General features: G+C 71.9%; 20 protein-coding genes and 1 pseudogene. 11 read left to right on the forward strand and 10 right to left on the reverse strand.

Annotated features, from left to right (window positions below; translation table 11 throughout):
• Positions 1-97 precede the first annotated feature (97 nt).
• From CA984_RS32055 to CA984_RS32065, 3 genes are all read left to right on the forward strand, one after another.
• Positions 98-325, forward strand: a complete 228-nt coding sequence (locus CA984_RS32055) for a ribbon-helix-helix domain-containing protein (RefSeq protein WP_031164421.1) — start codon at positions 98-100, stop codon at positions 323-325.
• Positions 322-768 (forward strand): hypothetical protein, encoded by a 447-nt coding sequence (locus tag CA984_RS32060; protein ID WP_086577212.1) that lies wholly within the window; start codon positions 322-324, stop codon positions 766-768. Before CA984_RS32055 ends, CA984_RS32060 begins: the two co-directional genes overlap by 4 nt.
• A gap of 223 nt (positions 769-991) precedes the next feature.
• The gene (locus CA984_RS32065) at positions 992-1,411 is read left to right on the forward strand and encodes a hypothetical protein (RefSeq protein WP_086577213.1); all 420 of its coding nucleotides are present in this window, start codon (positions 992-994) and stop codon (positions 1,409-1,411) included.
• Positions 1,412-1,619: 208 nt separating this feature from the next.
• Here the strand turns inward: CA984_RS32065 and CA984_RS32070 are convergent, their stop codons facing one another.
• From CA984_RS32070 to CA984_RS32085, 4 genes are all read right to left on the reverse strand, one after another.
• Positions 1,620-1,859: a hypothetical protein gene (locus CA984_RS32070; protein WP_086577214.1), complete on the reverse strand. Its 240-nt coding sequence runs from the start codon at positions 1,857-1,859 to the stop codon at positions 1,620-1,622.
• A gap of 242 nt (positions 1,860-2,101) precedes the next feature.
• Positions 2,102-2,746 carry a LysE family translocator gene (locus CA984_RS32075; protein WP_086577215.1) on the reverse strand — a complete coding sequence of 215 codons (645 nt, stop codon included), beginning with the start codon at positions 2,744-2,746 and terminating at the stop codon, positions 2,102-2,104.
• A 184-nt stretch (positions 2,747-2,930) separates the two neighbouring features.
• Positions 2,931-3,578, reverse strand: coding sequence for a LysE family translocator (locus CA984_RS32080; RefSeq protein WP_086577216.1), 648 nt, complete (start codon positions 3,576-3,578; stop codon positions 2,931-2,933).
• Between the two features lie 297 nt (positions 3,579-3,875).
• Complete coding sequence (locus CA984_RS32085) at positions 3,876-4,187, reverse strand: hypothetical protein (RefSeq protein ID WP_086577217.1); 312 nt, start codon at positions 4,185-4,187, stop codon at positions 3,876-3,878.
• A 734-nt stretch (positions 4,188-4,921) separates the two neighbouring features.
• Here CA984_RS32085 and CA984_RS32095 point away from each other — a divergent pair.
• Complete coding sequence (locus tag CA984_RS32095; protein WP_086577218.1) at positions 4,922-5,329, forward strand: hypothetical protein; 408 nt, start codon at positions 4,922-4,924, stop codon at positions 5,327-5,329.
• 246 nt (positions 5,330-5,575) lie between these two features.
• Positions 5,576-6,202: a TetR/AcrR family transcriptional regulator gene (locus CA984_RS32100; protein WP_086577219.1), complete on the forward strand. Its 627-nt coding sequence runs from the start codon at positions 5,576-5,578 to the stop codon at positions 6,200-6,202.
• A gap of 54 nt (positions 6,203-6,256) precedes the next feature.
• Here CA984_RS32100 and CA984_RS32105 read toward each other — a convergent pair whose 3' ends face one another.
• Positions 6,257-7,120: an NAD(P)-dependent oxidoreductase gene (locus tag CA984_RS32105; protein WP_086577220.1), complete on the reverse strand. Its 864-nt coding sequence runs from the start codon at positions 7,118-7,120 to the stop codon at positions 6,257-6,259.
• A gap of 94 nt (positions 7,121-7,214) precedes the next feature.
• Between CA984_RS32105 and CA984_RS32110 the strand changes: the two genes are divergently transcribed.
• Positions 7,215-7,796 carry a TetR/AcrR family transcriptional regulator gene (locus CA984_RS32110; protein WP_086577221.1) on the forward strand — a complete coding sequence of 194 codons (582 nt, stop codon included), beginning with the start codon at positions 7,215-7,217 and terminating at the stop codon, positions 7,794-7,796.
• Positions 7,797-8,046: 250 nt separating this feature from the next.
• Here CA984_RS32110 and CA984_RS32115 read toward each other — a convergent pair whose 3' ends face one another.
• The 3 genes from CA984_RS32115 to CA984_RS32125 all read right to left on the reverse strand — a co-directional run bounded on the left by CA984_RS32115 (position 8,047) and on the right by CA984_RS32125 (position 10,822).
• Positions 8,047-9,144, reverse strand: coding sequence for a winged helix DNA-binding domain-containing protein (locus CA984_RS32115; protein ID WP_086577222.1), 1,098 nt, complete (start codon positions 9,142-9,144; stop codon positions 8,047-8,049).
• Positions 9,145-9,430: 286 nt separating this feature from the next.
• On the reverse strand, positions 9,431-10,228 hold the full coding sequence (locus CA984_RS32120) for a GNAT family N-acetyltransferase (protein ID WP_086577223.1): 798 nt from the start codon (positions 10,226-10,228) through the stop codon (positions 9,431-9,433).
• Positions 10,229-10,276: 48 nt separating this feature from the next.
• A complete protein-coding gene (locus CA984_RS32125; RefSeq protein WP_086577224.1) occupies positions 10,277-10,822 on the reverse strand; it encodes an MOSC domain-containing protein in 546 nt (181 codons plus the stop codon).
• A 106-nt stretch (positions 10,823-10,928) separates the two neighbouring features.
• On the opposite strand from CA984_RS32125, the gene CA984_RS32130 reads away from it, so the two are divergent.
• Together CA984_RS32130 and CA984_RS32135 are read left to right on the forward strand one after the other, a co-directional pair.
• On the forward strand, positions 10,929-11,903 hold the full coding sequence (locus CA984_RS32130; RefSeq protein WP_086577225.1) for a tyrosine-type recombinase/integrase: 975 nt from the start codon (positions 10,929-10,931) through the stop codon (positions 11,901-11,903).
• A gap of 17 nt (positions 11,904-11,920) precedes the next feature.
• Complete coding sequence (locus CA984_RS32135) at positions 11,921-12,682, forward strand: TetR/AcrR family transcriptional regulator (protein ID WP_086577230.1); 762 nt, start codon at positions 11,921-11,923, stop codon at positions 12,680-12,682.
• On the opposite strand, the pseudogene CA984_RS32140 reads toward CA984_RS32135, so the two are convergent.
• Positions 12,660-13,195: pseudogene (locus tag CA984_RS32140) on the reverse strand (GNAT family N-acetyltransferase). The gene CA984_RS32135 and the pseudogene CA984_RS32140 overlap by 23 nt on opposite strands.
• 224 nt (positions 13,196-13,419) lie before the next feature.
• On the opposite strand from CA984_RS32140, the gene CA984_RS32145 reads away from it, so the two are divergent.
• The 3 genes from CA984_RS32145 to CA984_RS32155 all read left to right on the forward strand — a co-directional run bounded on the left by CA984_RS32145 (position 13,420) and on the right by CA984_RS32155 (position 16,738).
• Complete coding sequence (locus CA984_RS32145) at positions 13,420-14,040, forward strand: NUDIX hydrolase (RefSeq protein ID WP_086577226.1); 621 nt, start codon at positions 13,420-13,422, stop codon at positions 14,038-14,040.
• 342 nt (positions 14,041-14,382) lie between these two features.
• On the forward strand, positions 14,383-15,033 hold the full coding sequence (locus CA984_RS32150; protein ID WP_086577227.1) for a lysophospholipid acyltransferase family protein: 651 nt from the start codon (positions 14,383-14,385) through the stop codon (positions 15,031-15,033).
• A 73-nt stretch (positions 15,034-15,106) separates the two neighbouring features.
• The gene (locus CA984_RS32155) at positions 15,107-16,738 is read left to right on the forward strand and encodes a penicillin-binding transpeptidase domain-containing protein (RefSeq protein ID WP_086577228.1); all 1,632 of its coding nucleotides are present in this window, start codon (positions 15,107-15,109) and stop codon (positions 16,736-16,738) included.
• 134 nt (positions 16,739-16,872) lie between these two features.
• Here CA984_RS32155 and CA984_RS32160 read toward each other — a convergent pair whose 3' ends face one another.
• Positions 16,873-17,151, reverse strand: coding sequence for a DUF3040 domain-containing protein (locus CA984_RS32160; protein ID WP_086577229.1), 279 nt, complete (start codon positions 17,149-17,151; stop codon positions 16,873-16,875).
• Between the last annotated feature and the right edge of the window lie 164 nt (positions 17,152-17,315).

Consider the following 17,315-nt stretch of genomic DNA (forward strand, 5'->3'; position numbering starts at 1 on the left):
CGTCCCCTCGTCCCGCCACGATGATCACCACAGCCGGCCGCTCCACGCGCCGCCGACCCGTGGACGGCGGGAGTATGACTCAACTACCCTCCCCAGTATGACTAAGCGGATCACGATCTCCCTCCCGGATGATCTCGCGGACGAGGCCCAGGAGTCCGGCAACGCCTCGGGTTACATCGCCGACGCGCTACGCGAACAACGCCGCATCAGGGACGGCATGGCCGCCCTGGAGCGGCTGTGGGGTCCGGGCTGGCAGGACGGCATCACCGACGCCGACCGGGAGCGCGCCAACCGGCTCTTCGACTCCGCACGGGACGTCGCGTGACGGCCGAGCCCGAAGGGCTCACCGGCCACGTCCTCGATCTCGACGCGGTCCATCACGTGCTCGACGCCAAGAGCGACTACGGCCGCGAGATCGTCCGGCAGTCGGTTCTGCGTAACACCACCCTTCTCCTGCCGGCGGTGGCCGCGCAGTGCCTGGCCGGCCTCCGGCCCCAGCAGGCCGAGGCACTGCTCGCGGTGCCGGTGGTGACGATCGGGGGGCTGCCGGCCGCCGACGTCCTGAGCGCGGCCCAGATCGGCCGGAAGATGACGGCGAACCTGGAGCGGCGCGCGCCGGGCGTCGCGGCGGAGGCCGAGATCGTGGCGGTCCTGGCCGCCGCCCATGCCGTCGTCCTGGCCGAAGCGCGCGGAGGCTGGCGGATCGTCACCTCCACGCCGCATCTGTACGACGACATCGCCGGCGTCCGGCTGGAGATCCTGCCCTGAGCCGACCGGCCCCTCCCTCCGCCCGCGCGCCGCCGTACGGAAGACCCCCTACGGAATACCCCGTACGGCGGTCGCGCACGGTGCGCGGAGCCGGTCCCCGAGTTTCCCGACGCGGCGGGCCATCCGGCCCGGCCATGTTCAAGAAACGATTAATAAGCGGGTGACCTGCGAGAACCGGGGAAGGAGCATGCTTTTACGGCTCTGCCGACCATTGGGAGGACTCATGCGGATCCTGGCCCGCCCCCATCAGTTTCCGGCCCGGCTCGCCACGGGCGCCTTCATCCTGAATTCGGGGCTGACCCTGGCGGACTCCTCCGCGGAGGGAGCCGCCCAAATCCACGCGATGGCGTCGACGGCCTACCCCTTCCTGAAGGACATGGACCCCGAGGAGTTCACGCGGTGGCTCGCCAGGGGGCAGATCGCCGTCGGCACGGCGCTGCTGATCCCGCTGGTGCCGTCGCTGCTGGCGGGCGCCGCGCTCACCGCCTTCGCCGGAGGGCTGGTCGGCCTCTACCTGAGGACGCCGGGCCTGCGGCAGGAAGGCAGCCTGCGTCCCACCCAGGAGGGCCTCGTCGTCGCCAAGGACGTATGGCTGCTGGGGATCGGCGCCGGTCTGGTCGCCGAGGAACTCCTCCGCGACTGAGCCGGAGCGGGCTTGCGGGGTCCGGCTCTTCACGGCCGGAGCGGGCTTGCCGGGCCCGGTCCTTCACGGCCGGAGCGGGCTTGCCGAGCCCGGTCCTTCACGGCCGGCTCGACGACAGCCGCGCCGGCCGCCCTGGCCGGCGGTCCTCCCAGCTCGGCCGCCGCCGACCGGGGCCGCGGCGATCCGGGACGGGCGGCGCGGCTACGGCTCATCGCTCGAACAGCGCGTACAGTCCCAGGCCGACCCCCATGACGACGATCAGGAAACACGTCCCCGCGAGGAACCATCCGAACAGCCGCCGGCGACCGGGCCGGGTGCCGCCGGCCGCGGCCGACAGGCCCGCGAGGCCGAGCGCGTACAGCGCGACCAGTCCGGCGCCACCGACGAGGCCGGTCGCCATGATCTTCACCAGAGCGGTCAGGTCGATGGAGTCGATGGAGTCGTTCATGACGTCGGCTCCTTGCCTGACGCGGGCTCCGCGATCGGCTCCCGGGTGCGCGCCACGGCCGCGTCCTCACCGTGCCCATGATCACCTCCGGTTACGGATAATCCACACTTCCCGCAAAATCCCGGCCTTGCGAGAGCCCCCGCGCGGCGGCTGGCTGGGATCGGTCAGGAGGTGCGCGGGAACGTGCCGAGGCCGGTCCGGCCTCGGCGGAGCCTCGCCCAGGACGAAGCCGCCCGAGTGGCTCAGCCGGACTCGGCGGCCAGGCGGATGCCGAAGCCGATGAAGACGAGCCCGGTCAGCTGTTCCATGCGACGGCGGACGACCGGCCGGCTCAGGCCGCGCCGCATGAGGCCCGCGGCGAGGACCACGATCGCGAACCACGCCGCGCCCAGCAGGTTGTGGATGGTGACCAGGAGCAGGGTCGCGGGCAGCACGGGGACGTCCGCGGGGACGAACTGCGGCAGCAGGGTCATATAGATGACGCCCACCTTGGGATTGAGCAGATTGGTGACGAATCCGGTGCGCATGATCGCCAGCGCCCGGACGGGAGGACCGCCGCCGCCCGTGCCGTCCGCGGCCCCGGCGGCTTCGGCCGGGACGGCGCGGCGGGCGTTCCAGAGCGCACGGACGCCGAGCCAGACGAGGTAGGCGACACCGGCGATCCGCACGGCGGTGTAGGCGGCGTCGGAGGCGGCCAGCAGGGCGGTCAGGCCGAGCGCGGTGGCGACGCCCCAGGCGTAACAGCCGAGGTTGACCCCCAGACCCGCGAGGAACCCGGCCCTGCGGCCCGAGGAGACCGTGGTGCGCAGCACGATCACGGTGTCGGGGCCGGGAGAGACGGTGAGAATCAGTGCGACGACCGTGAAGGCGAGGAGGGAGGCGAGCACTTCAGAAGTGTAGATTCCCGGTCGAATACGCCCCGGCAACAGGGGGCGGCACCCGATCGGTGCTGTTCGGGGCGGAGGGCGGTGACGCCGCCGCCGCTCTCATCCGCGGTCCCCTCGCGCCGACGGCCTGCGGCGCCTCTCATCCCACGGTCACCACGCGCCGGCCGCCGGCGTCGCCGGCCTCTCAGGCTGCGATCGTCACGCGCGAGCGGTCGGTGATGATGCGCAGCGCGAACACCGCCAGCGCGGCACCCATCAGATAGCGCTGCACACGCGTCCAGAACGGCCGCCGGCCCAGGAACCCGGCGATCGCCCCCGCCGACAGCACGATCATGCCGTTGACCGACAGGGCGATGACGATCTGGGTCAGCCCGAGGACGAGGCCCTGTACGGCGACATCGCCGCGCGCCGGGTCGATGAACTGGGGAAGCAGCGACACGTACAGAATGGCGATCTTGGGGTTGAGGAGGCTGGTGAGCAGCCCCATGGAGAAAAGCCGCCGCGGCGGGTCCACCGGCAGCTCGCTCGGTGCGAAGGCCGACTGCCCGCCCGGCCGTACCGTCTTCCAGGCGAGCCACAGCAGGTACACCGCCCCGCCGATCTTGATCGCGGTGTAGAGGGCGGGCACCACGGTGAAGAGGGCCGCGATGCCCGCCGCCGTCGCGGTCAGATACACCAGGAACCCCGCGCCGACGCCCGCCAGCGAGATCAGGCCGGCGCGACGCCCCTGCGTCACCGACCTGGAGATCAGATAGATCATGTTGGGTCCAGGGGTGAGGACCATCCCGAGGGCTATCGCCCCGAGGCCGATGACAGCGGTGACAGAGACCATAGGCGGATCCTCCCGCGCGCACACCGGCGACAGAACGGCCAATTACACAAAATGGCCTTGAAGCGGCCTCGCAGCGCCCGCCCGCGTGGCGACCGCCTTCCCGCTGAACCGGCTCGGCCGATGCCGTCGCCGGGTGTCGTCTCCGCGATCTCCGCGCCGGCGGAAGAGGCAGGTGACCAGCCGGAGAGGGAGGCGCGGGCGAAGATCGTGATTTCGACAGGAGCTCTTCGCCGGGAGCACCGCAGCCGGCCACGCCCCGGCGGTACCGCCACGAGGGGCGGTACCGCCGTACCCGCGTCAGGAGAGCGGGCGCACGTCCGTGCCGTAACTCAGGCGGTCGATCCACCATGGTCCGCAGCTCGCCGTGCTCCACTGGCCGCTGTTGGTCGTCACCCAGCCGCCGTCCCTACGGCCGTTGACGCACTGGACCCACGCGCGAAACTCGTAGGCGGGACCGTTCGTCGCGCATCGGGCGGAGAACGAGTTCTGACCGAAGGTGTAGTCGCAGTCATTCACTCCTGCCGACGCCGGGCTCAGCGCACTCGACCCGACGGTAACGACTCCCGCCGCGAGCACGGTCGCGGCGAGGACGCTCAGGGTTCTTCTCATACCCTCTCCTAGCACTGGTGACGGATGGCCGTTTCACGTTCCGTACGCCCCGGTTCGCGCCTTACTTCGGGGATCTGCAACAGAGAAAATTCTTAGGAAACTTTCCTAAATGAAAGATACGTGTCAACTGGAGCGCGTCAACCCTGCGCGTACCGACAACCTCATCCGCCCAGCGGGTGCCGGAAGAAGACCGCTTCATTCCGTTAGGCGCATCGGGTGCTGGTGCGGCGCCGGGAGGGAGTAGCGCGCGGAGTCTCCGCCGCTCAGAACTGGCCAGGCGCGACGGCGAGGCCGGGGGCCGACCACCTGGTTCATCACCGGGTGGGTGCCGGCGGCTGCCGGCACCCACCCGGTCGCTGCGTTCAGGCGGACGCGATTATGACTCTGGCGAGCATGTCGGCCATGGCCTCGGCTCCCGCGTCGTTGGGATGGATGTGATCGCCGGAGTCGTAGGCGGGCCGCAGGACAGCCGGCGCGGCTGGGTCATGCAGCGCGCGATCCAGGTCTGCGACGGTGTCGCAGTGGGCGCGGATCCACTCGTTGACGCGCCGGCGTGTCCGTTCCCGTCATCGGCTCGTACGCGCCGACCGGGGCGGATCTGAAGGCCGCCGTCCATGTGGTGGTCACGTGTTCAGCCCTCCAGGGAGCTCAGCAGGTGGCGGGTGAGGTCGCTGAGGCGCGCGGCGGCCTCGGAGGAGAACGACGGGTGGTCCAGACTGATCGGCTCGCTCCGCATGAAGGCGCTGAGCGGGGCGGCGGGCGAGGTGTCGATTCGGGCAGTGGATGCGGCCGATCGGGACGCCGGGTCCGGACAGGTTGACGATGACCCCGGGATCGGTCAGGCCGTGGCTGAGCAGGTGGCGGCTCAGGTACTCCAGTGCGAAGGTCGCCTCGAATCCCTCGGCGGTGACGGACCGGGCGGAGCGGAAGTACCGGGCGCACAGCACGAGTGCGTCGACGGCCGGACAGGCGGCGTTGATCTCGTCGATGACGCGCCGGTTCTCGCTGACCAGGCTCAGGTCGGCCGCGATGAGACGGGCGCCGGACAGGGCCTTGTCCTTATCGCGTCCGACGCCGTCGTCGCCGTCGACATCTTCCTCCGGGCTTACGCCCCCTCCGACCGGCAGACGATCGCCTCCTAGAGTCGCAGGACCGTGAACGGACTCCCGCGGACAACCGATCATCGCCTGCGACAGCGTGCCGTGCCGGGCGGGCACCGCCTCCGCCGACCGGTCCCGCCCGGTCTCCAACGGGCACACGTTGCCGGCCGGCCACTGCGCCGGCGGTGGATCGAGGACCGGATCCAACCGGCCGGAAAATACCGCAACTTCGAGTTGCGATAGGGTGACGACGTCACAGGCATACCGACAAGGCAACCAGGAGTCGCATTGGAGCCCGGCCCCTCCCCCTCGGATCGCGCGCGCCCCGTCGGCCGTGGCCCGAAGGTACGCGCGGCCGTCCTCGCCGCGACGCTCGCCGAGCTGACCGGGGGCGGCTACGCCGCGCTGACCGTCGACAACGTCGCCCATCGGGCGGGGGTCCACAAGACCACGGTCTACCGGCGCTGGAAGGACCGCGAGAGCCTGGTCGTCGACGCGCTGGGCGAGCACATCGCGGCGGACATCCCCGCCCCCGACACCCATGCCGTCGAGACGGACCTGCGCGAACTCGCGCGCTCACTGGTCAGGACGATGACCGGCGAGACCGGCCAGGCCGTCATCGCCACGATGCTCTCCGACGCCGTCCGCGTGCCGGAGATCGCCGACCTCCGGCGCCGTCTCTTCGACGACCGCCTCCGGAGGTCGCGGCCGGTCATCGCCCGAGCCGTCGAGCGCGGCGAGCTGCCCGCCGGCACCGACCCCGACGAGCTCCTCAAGACCCTCGCCGCCCCGATCTACTTCCGGCTGCTGATCACCGCCGAGACCGTCGACGAGACCACCGCCGACGACGCCGCACGGGTCGCGCTCGCCGCCGCGCGCGCCGGAGCGCTCAACCGCCCGCGCGAGAAACCCTGAGGAGGGCGTACGGCGGAGCCGGACGGGGCCGGGGCCGCCGACCGGCTGTCCCGGTCACCGCCTCAGCACCTCGATCAGGCTGGTGAGGCTGTCCTGGCCGTGTCCTGCGGCGACGCCCCGGCGGAAGACGTCCAGGACGGCCGCGGGCAGGGAGGCGTCCACGCCGGACGCCTCCACGGTGTGCAGGACATGCTCCATGCTGGCCACGCCCATGGCCAGCCGGTCCACGTCCCCCTCATGGTTGCCCGCGGCGATGCGCGGGGCGTAGAACTCCAGGAAGTAGCGGAAGTCCATGGTCTTCACGGCGTTGGGGAGGAACCGCTCCGCCGAGATGCCGTTGGCCTCGGCCACCGCCTGGGCGTGCACGTAGCTCAGGATGCCCGTCCAGAACATGTCCATCCCGATCTGGTAGAACAGCGCCGCCAGGCCCGGGTCCTCGCCGAGGTGGTCGATGTCCGTCAGCACCTCCAGGGCGGACCGGTGGGCCTCGATCGCATCCTCGGGGCCGCTGTAGTAGGTCGAGGCTCCCGGCTTGCCGATCCCCGGGGGCGGCACCTGGACGCCGCCGGTGATCTGCACGGCGCCGCGCTCGGCCAACCACGCCGCCGCCTGACGCGCCTTCTCGGGGGTGTCGGAGGTGAGGTTGGCCACGGTCCGGCCGGCCAGGGCGGCGGAGGGGGCCTGTTCCAGGACGGCGTACATCGCGTCATAGCCGGTCAGGCTCAGCACCACCAGGTCGTTGGCGGTCAGCGCGGCCTCGACGGTCGGCGCGCGCCGGGCACCGCGGGCCACCAGCCGGTCGGCCCGGCCAGGCGTACGGTTCCACACGGTCACCTCGTAGCCGCCGTCCAGGTAGGCGTCGGCCATCGCCTGTCCCATGGGTCCCAGGCCGATCACGGTCACGGACTTCGTGCTCATCGATCTCTCCTCCACGAACTAAAACGAACGCTCTATTTAGAACGAGGACACTAGCATGCGATAGAACGAGCGCTCTATTCACTAAGCTGAGGAGATGGCGACCAAGCACGAGATCGGCACCCGGGAGCGGATCATCCGGGCGACCTCCCGGCTGATGCAGCGGCAGGGATACGGGGCGACCGGCCTCAAGGAGATCTCCCGGGAGGCCGAGGCGACGCTCGGCTCGGTCTACCACTTCTTCCCCGGCGGGAAACAGGAGCTGGCGGTCGAGGCCGTCCGCCACGGGGACCGGGAGTTCACCGAGCTCCTGCGCACGGTGTTCGACCGCGTGGACGATCCGGCGGCGGCGATCATCGTCTGCGCCCGTGACCTGTCCACGGGGCTGCGCGACTCCGGCTGGCTCGACGGCTGCCCCGTCACCACCACGGCGCTGGAGAGCGCGGGGCGCCTCCCCGACATCCAGCGGGCCGCCGAGGAGGCCTTCGAGAACTGGCGCGGCCTGGTCCGCGACAAACTCCGCCGATCCGGCTTCGACGAGGACGTCGCGCACGATCTCGCACACACGGTGATCAACACGCTGGAGGGCGCGGAGATGTCCGCGCAGGTTTCACAGAGCGAGGCACCACTGGAGATCGCCGGGCGGCATCTCGCCCGGCTCATCGACTCCTATCGGTGACACCCGCGAACGGCTCCGCTCGGTGACACCCGCGAAGGGCTCCGCGCCGGCGCGCGCGGAGCCGTCCACCCGGCGCCGCGTCGAGGCCTGTGCCACGTCGGGCCGGGCGGCGCCGTCCGAGGCCGGGCACGCCTCCGGCGAGACGCGGCAGCGGCAGGGCACCGGGACGGGCGGGGCCCGTCGGCGAGGAAGTCACCCGCCGGAGCCACCCGCCGGTCGGGTCGCGCCGTCCGGACCCTCCGGGGGACGTTCAGCTGAAACGGATGTCGCGGACCTTCGCGGGCGCGGCGGCGAAATCCAGCATGCGCATCCCCTCCCGCTCCAGCTCCGCCCGCTCCCGCGCCGACACCGGCTGGAACAGCTCCACCTCGAGCACCGCCTCGTCCCGCTTCCGGACCACCTTCCACAGGCCCCGCACGAACCCGTCCACCAGCACCGTCGCCTTGATGATGCCGTTGACCGTGAAGACCCTCGCGCGATACTCGTCCGCCATGATCCGGGTCCGGGTCCGCTCGCCGAACGACAGCAGCATGTTGTCGAACTCCGACAGGTAGCGGACCGGGGCGGGGGTGTCCGGGCCCGGCCGGGAGGCCTCCGGCAGATCCACCAGCTCCGCGCCCTCCTCGGTCACGAAGCGCGGCAGCCCCATGCCCCGGACGACCTCGCCCAGCCGGGTCAGCCCCGACCACTGCTGGATGTCCATCACCGCGGCGGGACCGTAGGCGGCCAGGTAGCGGCGGACCATCTCCTCCAGGGAGGCCCGCCCGTCCAGGGGGCGGCCCAGCCAGGCCTCGGCGCTGGTGTGGGCCGGCTGCCCGCCCACACCCCAGATGCCCCTGGGCGGGACCTGCACCAGCGCCACCATGTTGCGCACGCCGTTGACCAGAGCGTCCGCGGGGCGCTCCGGCCACCGCTCCCGCAGCCGCTCCCCGAGCTCGCGGAAGGTGAGCGGGGTCTCGTCCACCAGGGCCCGGCCCGCGGCGGCCAGCTCGTCCAGGTCGAGCTCGGCCAGCCCCTTGCCGTGAGCGCTCCCCCGCAGGCTCCGCGCCAGCATCGGCTGGAGCAGCGGGCGCAGGGCCAGGCAGTCGTCCGCGGTGACCAGGTGGATGGTGGAACGCATCAGGACCAGCCGCACCACCGTGCGCTCGCGCAGCAGCCGGGCCAGGTCCTCGTGGCCGAACCCGGCCAGGCGGCTCCACAGCCCGATGTAGGGCGGGTTCGGCGCCTGGGCCTGCATGCCGTACAGGTGCCGGATCGCGTCGAACGCCGGCAGCTCCGCCCGGGTCAGCAGCAGTTGCCGGTCCAGGGTGGCCCGGTTGAGCGCGCGCCTGCTGAGCACCTCGGGCATGTGTGTCCTCTCATCGGATTCCGCCTGGTCTCCAGAATATCAGAATGGAATAGTCCGTTCCCAATCATTCGGAGGCTGGCGCCCGACCTTGACGTGAAGGCCGACGTCCACCGTCCCGACGTCCACCGTCCCGTCGACCGGCGGACGTCGACGGCGGCCCGCGCACCGAGGCCGTGGGCGTCGCCCTGGAACGCCCGAACGCCCTCGACGACCGCGTCCGAGCGGCGGAGCCGGATCCCCGACCGGCTCGGCGGGCGCGTCGCCCCGCTCCGGTCACTTCCCCAGGTCAGACGGTCGGCGGCACCCACACGTAGGGCGTCGTCGTCGCGATCGCCTCCAGGCCCAGCCTGGCCAGGATCGGACGGCTGTCGTCGGAGGCGTCCACCTGCACCAGCCGGAACCCGCGCGCCACCGCCAGCCCCGCGCGGTAGGCCACCATCGCCCGGTAGACGCCCCTCCCCCGCCACTCCTTCAGCGTCGAGCCACCCCACAGCGAGACGAAGTCCGTGCCCTCGTGGAAGCGCATCCACGCCGCGCACACCACCCGCTCGCCCGCTTCGGCCACCACCACCGCGCACCGATCGCCGGGTCCGGCGATGTCCCGCTCCAGGAGGTCGGGCAGCCAGCTCCGGTCCGCCTCCCAGACCAGCTCCTCCATCTCCCGGATCCGCTCCAGATCGGCCCGCCCGGTCACCTCCCGCAACCGGACCCCCTCCGGGAGCACGGGGGACGCGGCCAGCGCGGCCGCCTCGCCGACCATGACGGTCTCCTGCTCCTCGGCCTCGAACCCGGCCGCCGTCAGCCGCCCGGGCAGATCCACCGGCAGGTCGTAGCCGTGGTACTTCCACTCCACCGACCGGCCGATCCCGGTGAAGAAGTCACGCTGACCCGCGATGAACGCGTCCAGCTCCTCGCCGTCCAGCCCGCCCAGGTCCCGGTAGGTCAGGAACCCCTGCCCGTACCCGTCGGAGACGACCCGGAGCACCGGCCCCACCCTCTCGGCCGTACGGCCGGGCACCGGCCTGCCCCGTAGCTGCTCGTCATAGGCACGAAGGTAGGCCGCAGCCCGCGATGAGGTATTCATTGTGTCCACCCAATCACAGAGTGGCCCCGGCGGACATCGAGCGCCAGGTCAGACCCGGTCCAGGGGCCGGTGCGGCGGCGGCGGCAGTTCCACCTCGATCGCGTCGCCGGGCCGCACCTCGCCGCCGGCGACCACCACGCCCATCACTCCGGCCCTGCGGACCAGCCGGCCGGCCTCGTCCCGGCTCACCACCTGCCTGAGCAGGCCCGGCCGGAAGGCGTCGATCTGCAGGCAGGGGTTGCGCAGTCCCGTGATCTCCACCCTCGCCTCGCCGCCCAGCCGCAGCAGCGCCCCCACCGGGAGGCCGAGCAGGTCGACCCCCCGGGTGGTGATGTTCTCCCCCAGCTGACCCGCCGCCACGGAGAATCCCGCGTCCTCCAGCTCGTCGTGGAGCTCGGCAGGGATCAGGTGGACCTGGCGCAGGTTGGGCTGGGTCGGATCCCGGGCCACCCGGGACCGGTGCCTCACCGTCACCCCGAGGTGCGCGTCGCCTTCGACGCCGAGCCCGGCCAGCAGCCGGATGCCCGGCCGGCCGGTCTTGCCGAAGGTGTGCGTGGCGCTGCGGCTCACCGCCGTCACTCGTCCGTCCGTCATGGGACGATCCTGCCCCGTTCCCGCGCGGCTCGCATATTCATGATCTTTTTTATCCGGCCCGATGCCTTTACAATGTAGATTAACAAGAATGGATAGGGTCTGCGGCGTGAGCGTGCCTGTCGTACCCGAGTCACCCCGGCCCCCCGTCGAACCCGCGCGAGACCCCTACCGGGTCTACCTCGACTCCCTGTCCAGCGCCGAGTCCCGCCGCGCCATGCGCGGCTGCCTGGACCGCCTGGCCGCTCTCGTCTCCGGCGACGAGGTCTCCTCCGGGGCGGGCCAGCCCTGGCATCTCCTCCGCTACGAGCACACCGTGCGCATCCGCGCGCTGATGACCGAGCGCGGCTGGTCGCCCGCCTACGTCAACAAGCACCTGGTCGCGCTGCGCAGGGTGCTGCGCGAGGCCTGGCGGCTCGGCCAGATGACCGCCGAGGAGTACCAGCGCGCCGCCGACCTGCCGACCGTCGAGCACACCCGCCTGCCCACCGGGCAGCACGTCCCGCCCGAGGTCGTGGGCGCGGCGCTGGCCGCGTGCGACCGCGACGACTCCCCCGCCGGGGTCCGCGACGCCGCCCTGCTGGCGGTGCTCTACTCCACCGGCTGCCGCCGCGCCGAGATCGCCGGGATGACGCTGGGCGACTACGACCCCGGATCGCGCTCGCTGCGGGTGCGCGGCAAGCGCGACAAGGAGCGGATGGTCTATCTCACCACCGAGGCCGTCGGCCGGCTGGAGCGCTGGCTGGCCGTACGGGGGCGTCCGGCGGGGGCGCTGTTCTCCCCCATCGGCGGCTCCGGGCGGCTCCGGGTCAGGGACGGCGGGCCCGCGGCCATGACGGGACAGGCGATCGCCGACATCCTGGCCAAGCGGCTGGCCGAGGCGGGAGCCATGCCGCGTACCCCGCACGACTTCCGGCGCACCTTCATCGGCGAGCTGCTCGACGCCGGCGTGGACCTGGCCACCGCCCAGGCGCTCGTCGGCCATTCCTCGCCGGCCACCACGGCCCGCTACGACCGGCGCCCCGAGCGGCGCCGCCGCGAGGCGGTCGACAGGATCACCCTGCCCGCCCCCAGGCCGCTGTGACCGATAGGCTCACCCCGATGGAACACAGCGGCAATGGGGATCCGGCGCGCAGCCTGGCGCTGCTCTGGCGGACCAGCGAGCGGGCCAGCCGGAAGGGCAAGCCCGACCTGAGCGTGGACCGGATCGTGCGGACCGGGATCGAGATCGCCGACACCGAGGGGCTGGCCGCCCTGTCGATGCGGCGGGTCGCCGAGCGGCTCGGGGTCGGCACCATGTCCCTCTACACCTACGTGCCGGGCAAGGCCGAGCTGCTCGACGTCATGCTCGACACCGTCTACGGCGAGACGGCCCGCCCCCAGGAGGTCGCCGGGGGCTGGCGGGCCCGGCTCACGCTCGTCGCCCGGGAGAACTGGGAGCTGTGCCGCCGCCATCCGTGGATGCTCCAGGTCGACACCGGACGCCCGCCCCTGGGGCCCAACCTCATGGCGAAGTACGACTACGAGCTCGGGACGATCGCCGGCACCGGCCTGACCGAGATCGAGATGGAGTCGGTGCTCAGCCTGGTCCTGGGTCACGTGCACAGCACCGTGCGGGGCGCGGTGGCGGCCTCACGGGTCGAGCAGGAGACCGGCGTCACCGACGAGCAGTGGTGGCAGGCCCACCGGCCGGTCTTCGAGAGGATCTTCAACCCGGCCGCCTACCCGACGGCCGTCAAGGTCGGCGGGGCCGTGGGCGAGACCTACCAGGCCGCCTACGTCCCGCCCGAGCAGCTCTTCGAGTTCGGCCTGGAACGGCTGCTCGACGGCGTCGAGATGCTCATCGCCGGGCGTCGCGGCTGAGACGGTAGAGCACGTGCGGCCGGACCGGGCTGCCGGCGGGGACCCGCGGGTGGTCGAAGTCGTCGGCCGGATCCCTGGTCATGCCGAGGCGCTCCATCACCGCCCGGGAGCGCAGGTTGGCCACCGCCGTCATGGAGACGATCTCGTCCTGCCCCGCCGGGCCGAAGCCGTGCCCGATCGCCGCCCGGGCCGCCTCGCTCGCGTAGCCCCGCCCCCAGGCGGAGCGGGCGAGCCGCCAGCCGACCTCCAGCGCCGGGGTGAAGTGCGCCTCGAACGTCTGCCACGCCAGCCCGGTGAAGCCGACGAACTCCCCTGTGGCCCGCACCTCCAGCGCCCAGAGTCCGTAGCCGTGCTCGTCGAACGCCGACTCGATCCGGTCCACCATGGCGTCGGACTGCTCACGGGTGAGGGCGCCGGGAAGTGCTCCATCACCTCGGGGTCGGCATTCAGCTCCGCGAACGGCCGCCGGTCGGCCTCCCGCCACCTGCGCATGATCAGACGTTCGGTCTCCATACAGGTCCCTCCCCGGGATCGGCGGCTCCGGCGGCGGCCGCGCGCCGGACGTACGTCATGGGAGCATACGGAACCGGCCGGCTCCCGTAGCCGCCCCTCCCCCGGCGCCGCTCCTCGAACGGCGTCCCCGGACGGCGTCCGTGGCCGGCCCGCTCATGGGGGCGCCGCCGGACCGCGGCGCCCGGTCTCCACGGCGGGAGGACGCGTGTGCGATCGTGGCGGCCATGGCCCCGCTTCCCCCGATGGACGAGCTCCGCTCCCGCGTCACCGCGAACCTGGCCGGGTTCCGGCGGCAGGGGGCCCTCCCCTTCGCCGAAGGCCTGCGGCACGCCGCGGTGACCGTGTGCGTGCTGGAGGACGACGGGGGCGGGCCGTACACGATCGTGATCAAACGGGGCGCCCACGGCCGCAACCCCGGGCAGTGGGCACTGCCCGGGGGCGGGCTGGAGGAGGGCGAGGACGCCGTGACGGCGGCACTGCGGGAGCTGGAGGAGGAGGTGTCGGTCCGGAACGTGGAGGTGGCCGGGCTGCTGGACGACTTCGTCACCGACTCCGGATTCGTGATCACTCCGGTGGTGGCGTTCGGCGGGCGGCAGCGACCCCGCCGCGACCCCTACGAGGTGGCCTCCGTCCACCGGGTGCCGCTGGAACGGTTCCTGGCGCCGGGGGTGCCGCGCTGGCGGACGGACGAGGAGGGGCGGAGCCTGCTGCAGATGCCGCTGGGCCCCTCGATCGTGATCCACGCCCCCACCGGGGCGATCCTGTGGCAGTTCGCCGAAGTGGCCCTGAAGGGCCGTGACCTGCGGGTGGCGGGAGTCGCCCAGCCGCACTGGACACGCCGGTGACCCGATGTGGAATAACTACCGGCGGGCGTCGGTTACAGTAATCGTGCCGATGTGGTTTGTGTCCCCCGGGCCGCAAATTACCGCCTTCACGGAATACCGTTCGGCTGGAGCCGTGTTGTGCCTCTCGCCGAGGAGGCGACCGCCACATCGGCACTAAACGTTTCCGCCCCACGGGCGCCCCGGCGCCCGTGGGGCGTTTCGTTTTTCCGGACTCCCCCCTGGAAAGGGGAGGGGCTTTGGAGGAGGGCTACAAACGTGGAGGCCGTGCTTGTGCGGGTGCGCACAACCATCGGCCGTCAGGCAACCACTTAGTGTGGTGAACCCGTCCCATGAGGAGAGCCCGTGCTCTATCGCCTGACCAAAATCGTCAGCGCCCCCTTCCTCCACCTGCTGTGGCCCACCGAGGTCACCGGGGTTGAGCACGTGCCCGGGTCGGGTCCGGCCATCCTGGCCTCCAACCATCTCTCCATCCTCGACTCGACCTTCCTGCCGCTGGTGCTCCCGCGCCAGGTCCGCTTCGTCGCCAAGTCCGAATACTTCACCGGCAACCCCGTCACCGCGACGTGGATGCGGGCCACCGGCCAGATCAGCATCGACCGGCAGAGTCCCACCGCCGCCCAGGACATGCTGGACGCGGCCGCGCAGGTGCTCAGGGACGGCGAGCTGTTCGGCATCTATCCCGAGGGCACCCGCTCCCCCGACGGCCGCCTCTACCGGGGCAAGGTCGGAGTCGCCTGGCTGGCCCTGGCCACCGGCGCACCGGTGATCCCGGTGGGGATGAGCGGCACCGACGCGGTGCTCCCGATCGGCGCCTCGGTGCCCAAGCTGGGCCGGGTCGGGGTGCGGATCGGCAAACCGCTGACGTTCACCGGATCGGAGACCAGCGCGCGCGACCGGCGCCAGGTGACCGACGAGATCATGGCGGCGATCCACGAGCTGTCCGGGCAGGAGTACGTGCCGAGCTACGCGCCCAGCCGTACCCGGAGCGAATGATCATTTGCCGGGACGCGGTGCCCTGACCGCGCTAGGCTGCGGCCTTCGGGGCCAGAGAACTGGGGGTAGTCAGGTGCAGCGTGGCAAGAAGATCGCGGTCGCCTCGGTGGCCGTCGTGCTGGTGGCGGGGGCCGCCGGGGGCGGAGCCTGGTGGTTCCTGCACACCCGCGGCACCCCCCAGGAGACCGCCCAGCGCTTCACCCAGGCGTGGCAGCGCGGTGATCTGACCGCCATGCGCGCCGAGCTCGCCGCGGCCGATCCCGCGTTCGACAAGATCTACGAGGACATGCGCAAGAGCCTCGCGGTCGAGGGCACCGCGGTGCGGCTGGACTCGGTGCGCGAGACCGGCGACGGCGCCGGCCAGGCCGCCTACACCGCCACGCTGAAGCTGAGGAACATCGGCGAGTGGAGCTACGCCGGCGTCCTGGACCTGGCGGTCGTCGACCGCAACTGGCGGGTCAAGTGGTCTCCCAAGGCCGTGCACCCCGACATGACCGCCGGCGCCACGTTCGCGCTGAAGGCCAAGTGGCCGGAGCGGGCGGCGATCACCGCCGCCGGCGGCGACCGCATCGACGGCGGCGACGCGGGGGGCTCGGTGCAGCAGCTCGTCGGGTATCTGGACAAGGCCACCGAGAAGGATCTCAAGGAGCTCGGCTCCTCCTACAAGGTGGGCGACGCGATCGGCCGGGGCGGGTTGCAGCAGACCTTCCAGCGACGCCTGGCGGGCACGCCCGCCACCGAGATCCAGCTGGTCGCCGCCGACAAGAAGACCGTCAAGCCCATCCACAAGATCGAGGGTGAGAAGGGCGAGGCGCTGGAGACCAGCCTGGACCTGCGGATCCAGCGGGCCGCGGCCGACGCGGTCCGCGACCTGAAGCAGACCGCCTCGCTGGTCGCGATCAAGCCGTCCTCCGGCGACATCCTCGCCGTGGTCAACAACAAGGGCGGCTTCAACCGGGCGCTGGACGGCAACTACCCTCCCGGGTCGACCTTCAAGGCGATCACCGCCGTCGGGCTGCTGGCCGCCGGCATGACCCCCGGCGAGCAGGTCACCTGCCCCAAGGACGTCAACATCGGCGGCCTGCCGATCCGCAACTCCCACCACGCCGGATACGGGTCGGTGACCTTCTCCGACTCCTTCGCCTACTCCTGCAACACCACCTTCGCCCCGCTGACCCAGAAGCGGCTGGGCGCGGACAAGCTGCTGCGCGCCGCGGAGCTGTTCGGCTTCAACAAGCCGCTCAGCATCGGCGTCCCGGCCGCCAAGGGCAGCTTCCCCAAGGCGGAGGGCGACGCGGACCTGGCCGCGGAGTCCTTCGGCCAGGGCCGGATCACCGCCAGCCCGCTGCTGATGGCCTCGGTCGCCGCCGCTCTGGCCGACGGCGCCTGGCGACCGCCGACGCTGGTCCCCTCCGTCCAGCAGAAGTCCGAGCCGCAGGAGCTCCCCGAGGGCGTCACGTCGCAGATGCACAAGATGATGTCCGCGGTGGTCACCAAGGGCACCGCCAAGGACGCGGGCCTGCCCTCCGGCACCCGGGGCAAGACCGGCACCGCCGAGTACGGCCCGCAGGACGCGCTGAAGACCCACGCCTGGTTCATCGGATTCCGGGGCGACCTGGCCTTCGCGGTCATCGTGGAGGAGGGCTCGGGCGGCGGCGCGGTCGCCGCCCCGGTGGCCGCGCGGTTCCTGCGCGGTCTGGGCTGACGGCGCCGCCGGCGCCGTCCCGGGCAGCGCGGCGGCCCCGTAAGCACCGGGGCGCCGGGAGGGCGCGCGGCCGCTCCGTGAACGCCGGGAGCCCGGGAGTGCCGGAAAGGAGAAGAAGGGGCGGCTCCGCGACGCTACAGCGGGAGCGCGGCGGCCTCGTGGCGCAGAACCAGGATGAGCAGCGTGGCGATCAAGGTCGCGATCAGCACCCAGCTGACCATGATGACGATCGTCGACCGGCGGGGGCGGCGCGACGGCCGCCCCTTCTTCGCGTCGCGCCTGCGACGGCCGTGCTCCTTGCGCTGGACGCGCTCGTTGAACGATTCGAGCCGCGCCACCAGCCGCGGATCCTCATCGATGAGGTGACGCTCTATCTGCAGCAGTAGTCGCTCCTCGTCTTGCGACCAGGCCATGCCGCACCTCCCCGGAACGCAAGGCGTGTGCGGATTTCCTGCCCAATCATGAAGATCGTTATCCATTCCGAGGCCTGCGATTTACCGCTTCTTTCCGCGCCCGTCATCACTGCCGCCACCGGCGGATGCATGAGGCCGGACGGGGGACGCCGGGGGGCATGGGC

This window comes from Streptosporangium minutum (assembly GCF_002149035.1).
GTDB lineage: Bacteria > Actinomycetota > Actinomycetes > Streptosporangiales > Streptosporangiaceae > Streptosporangium > Streptosporangium minutum.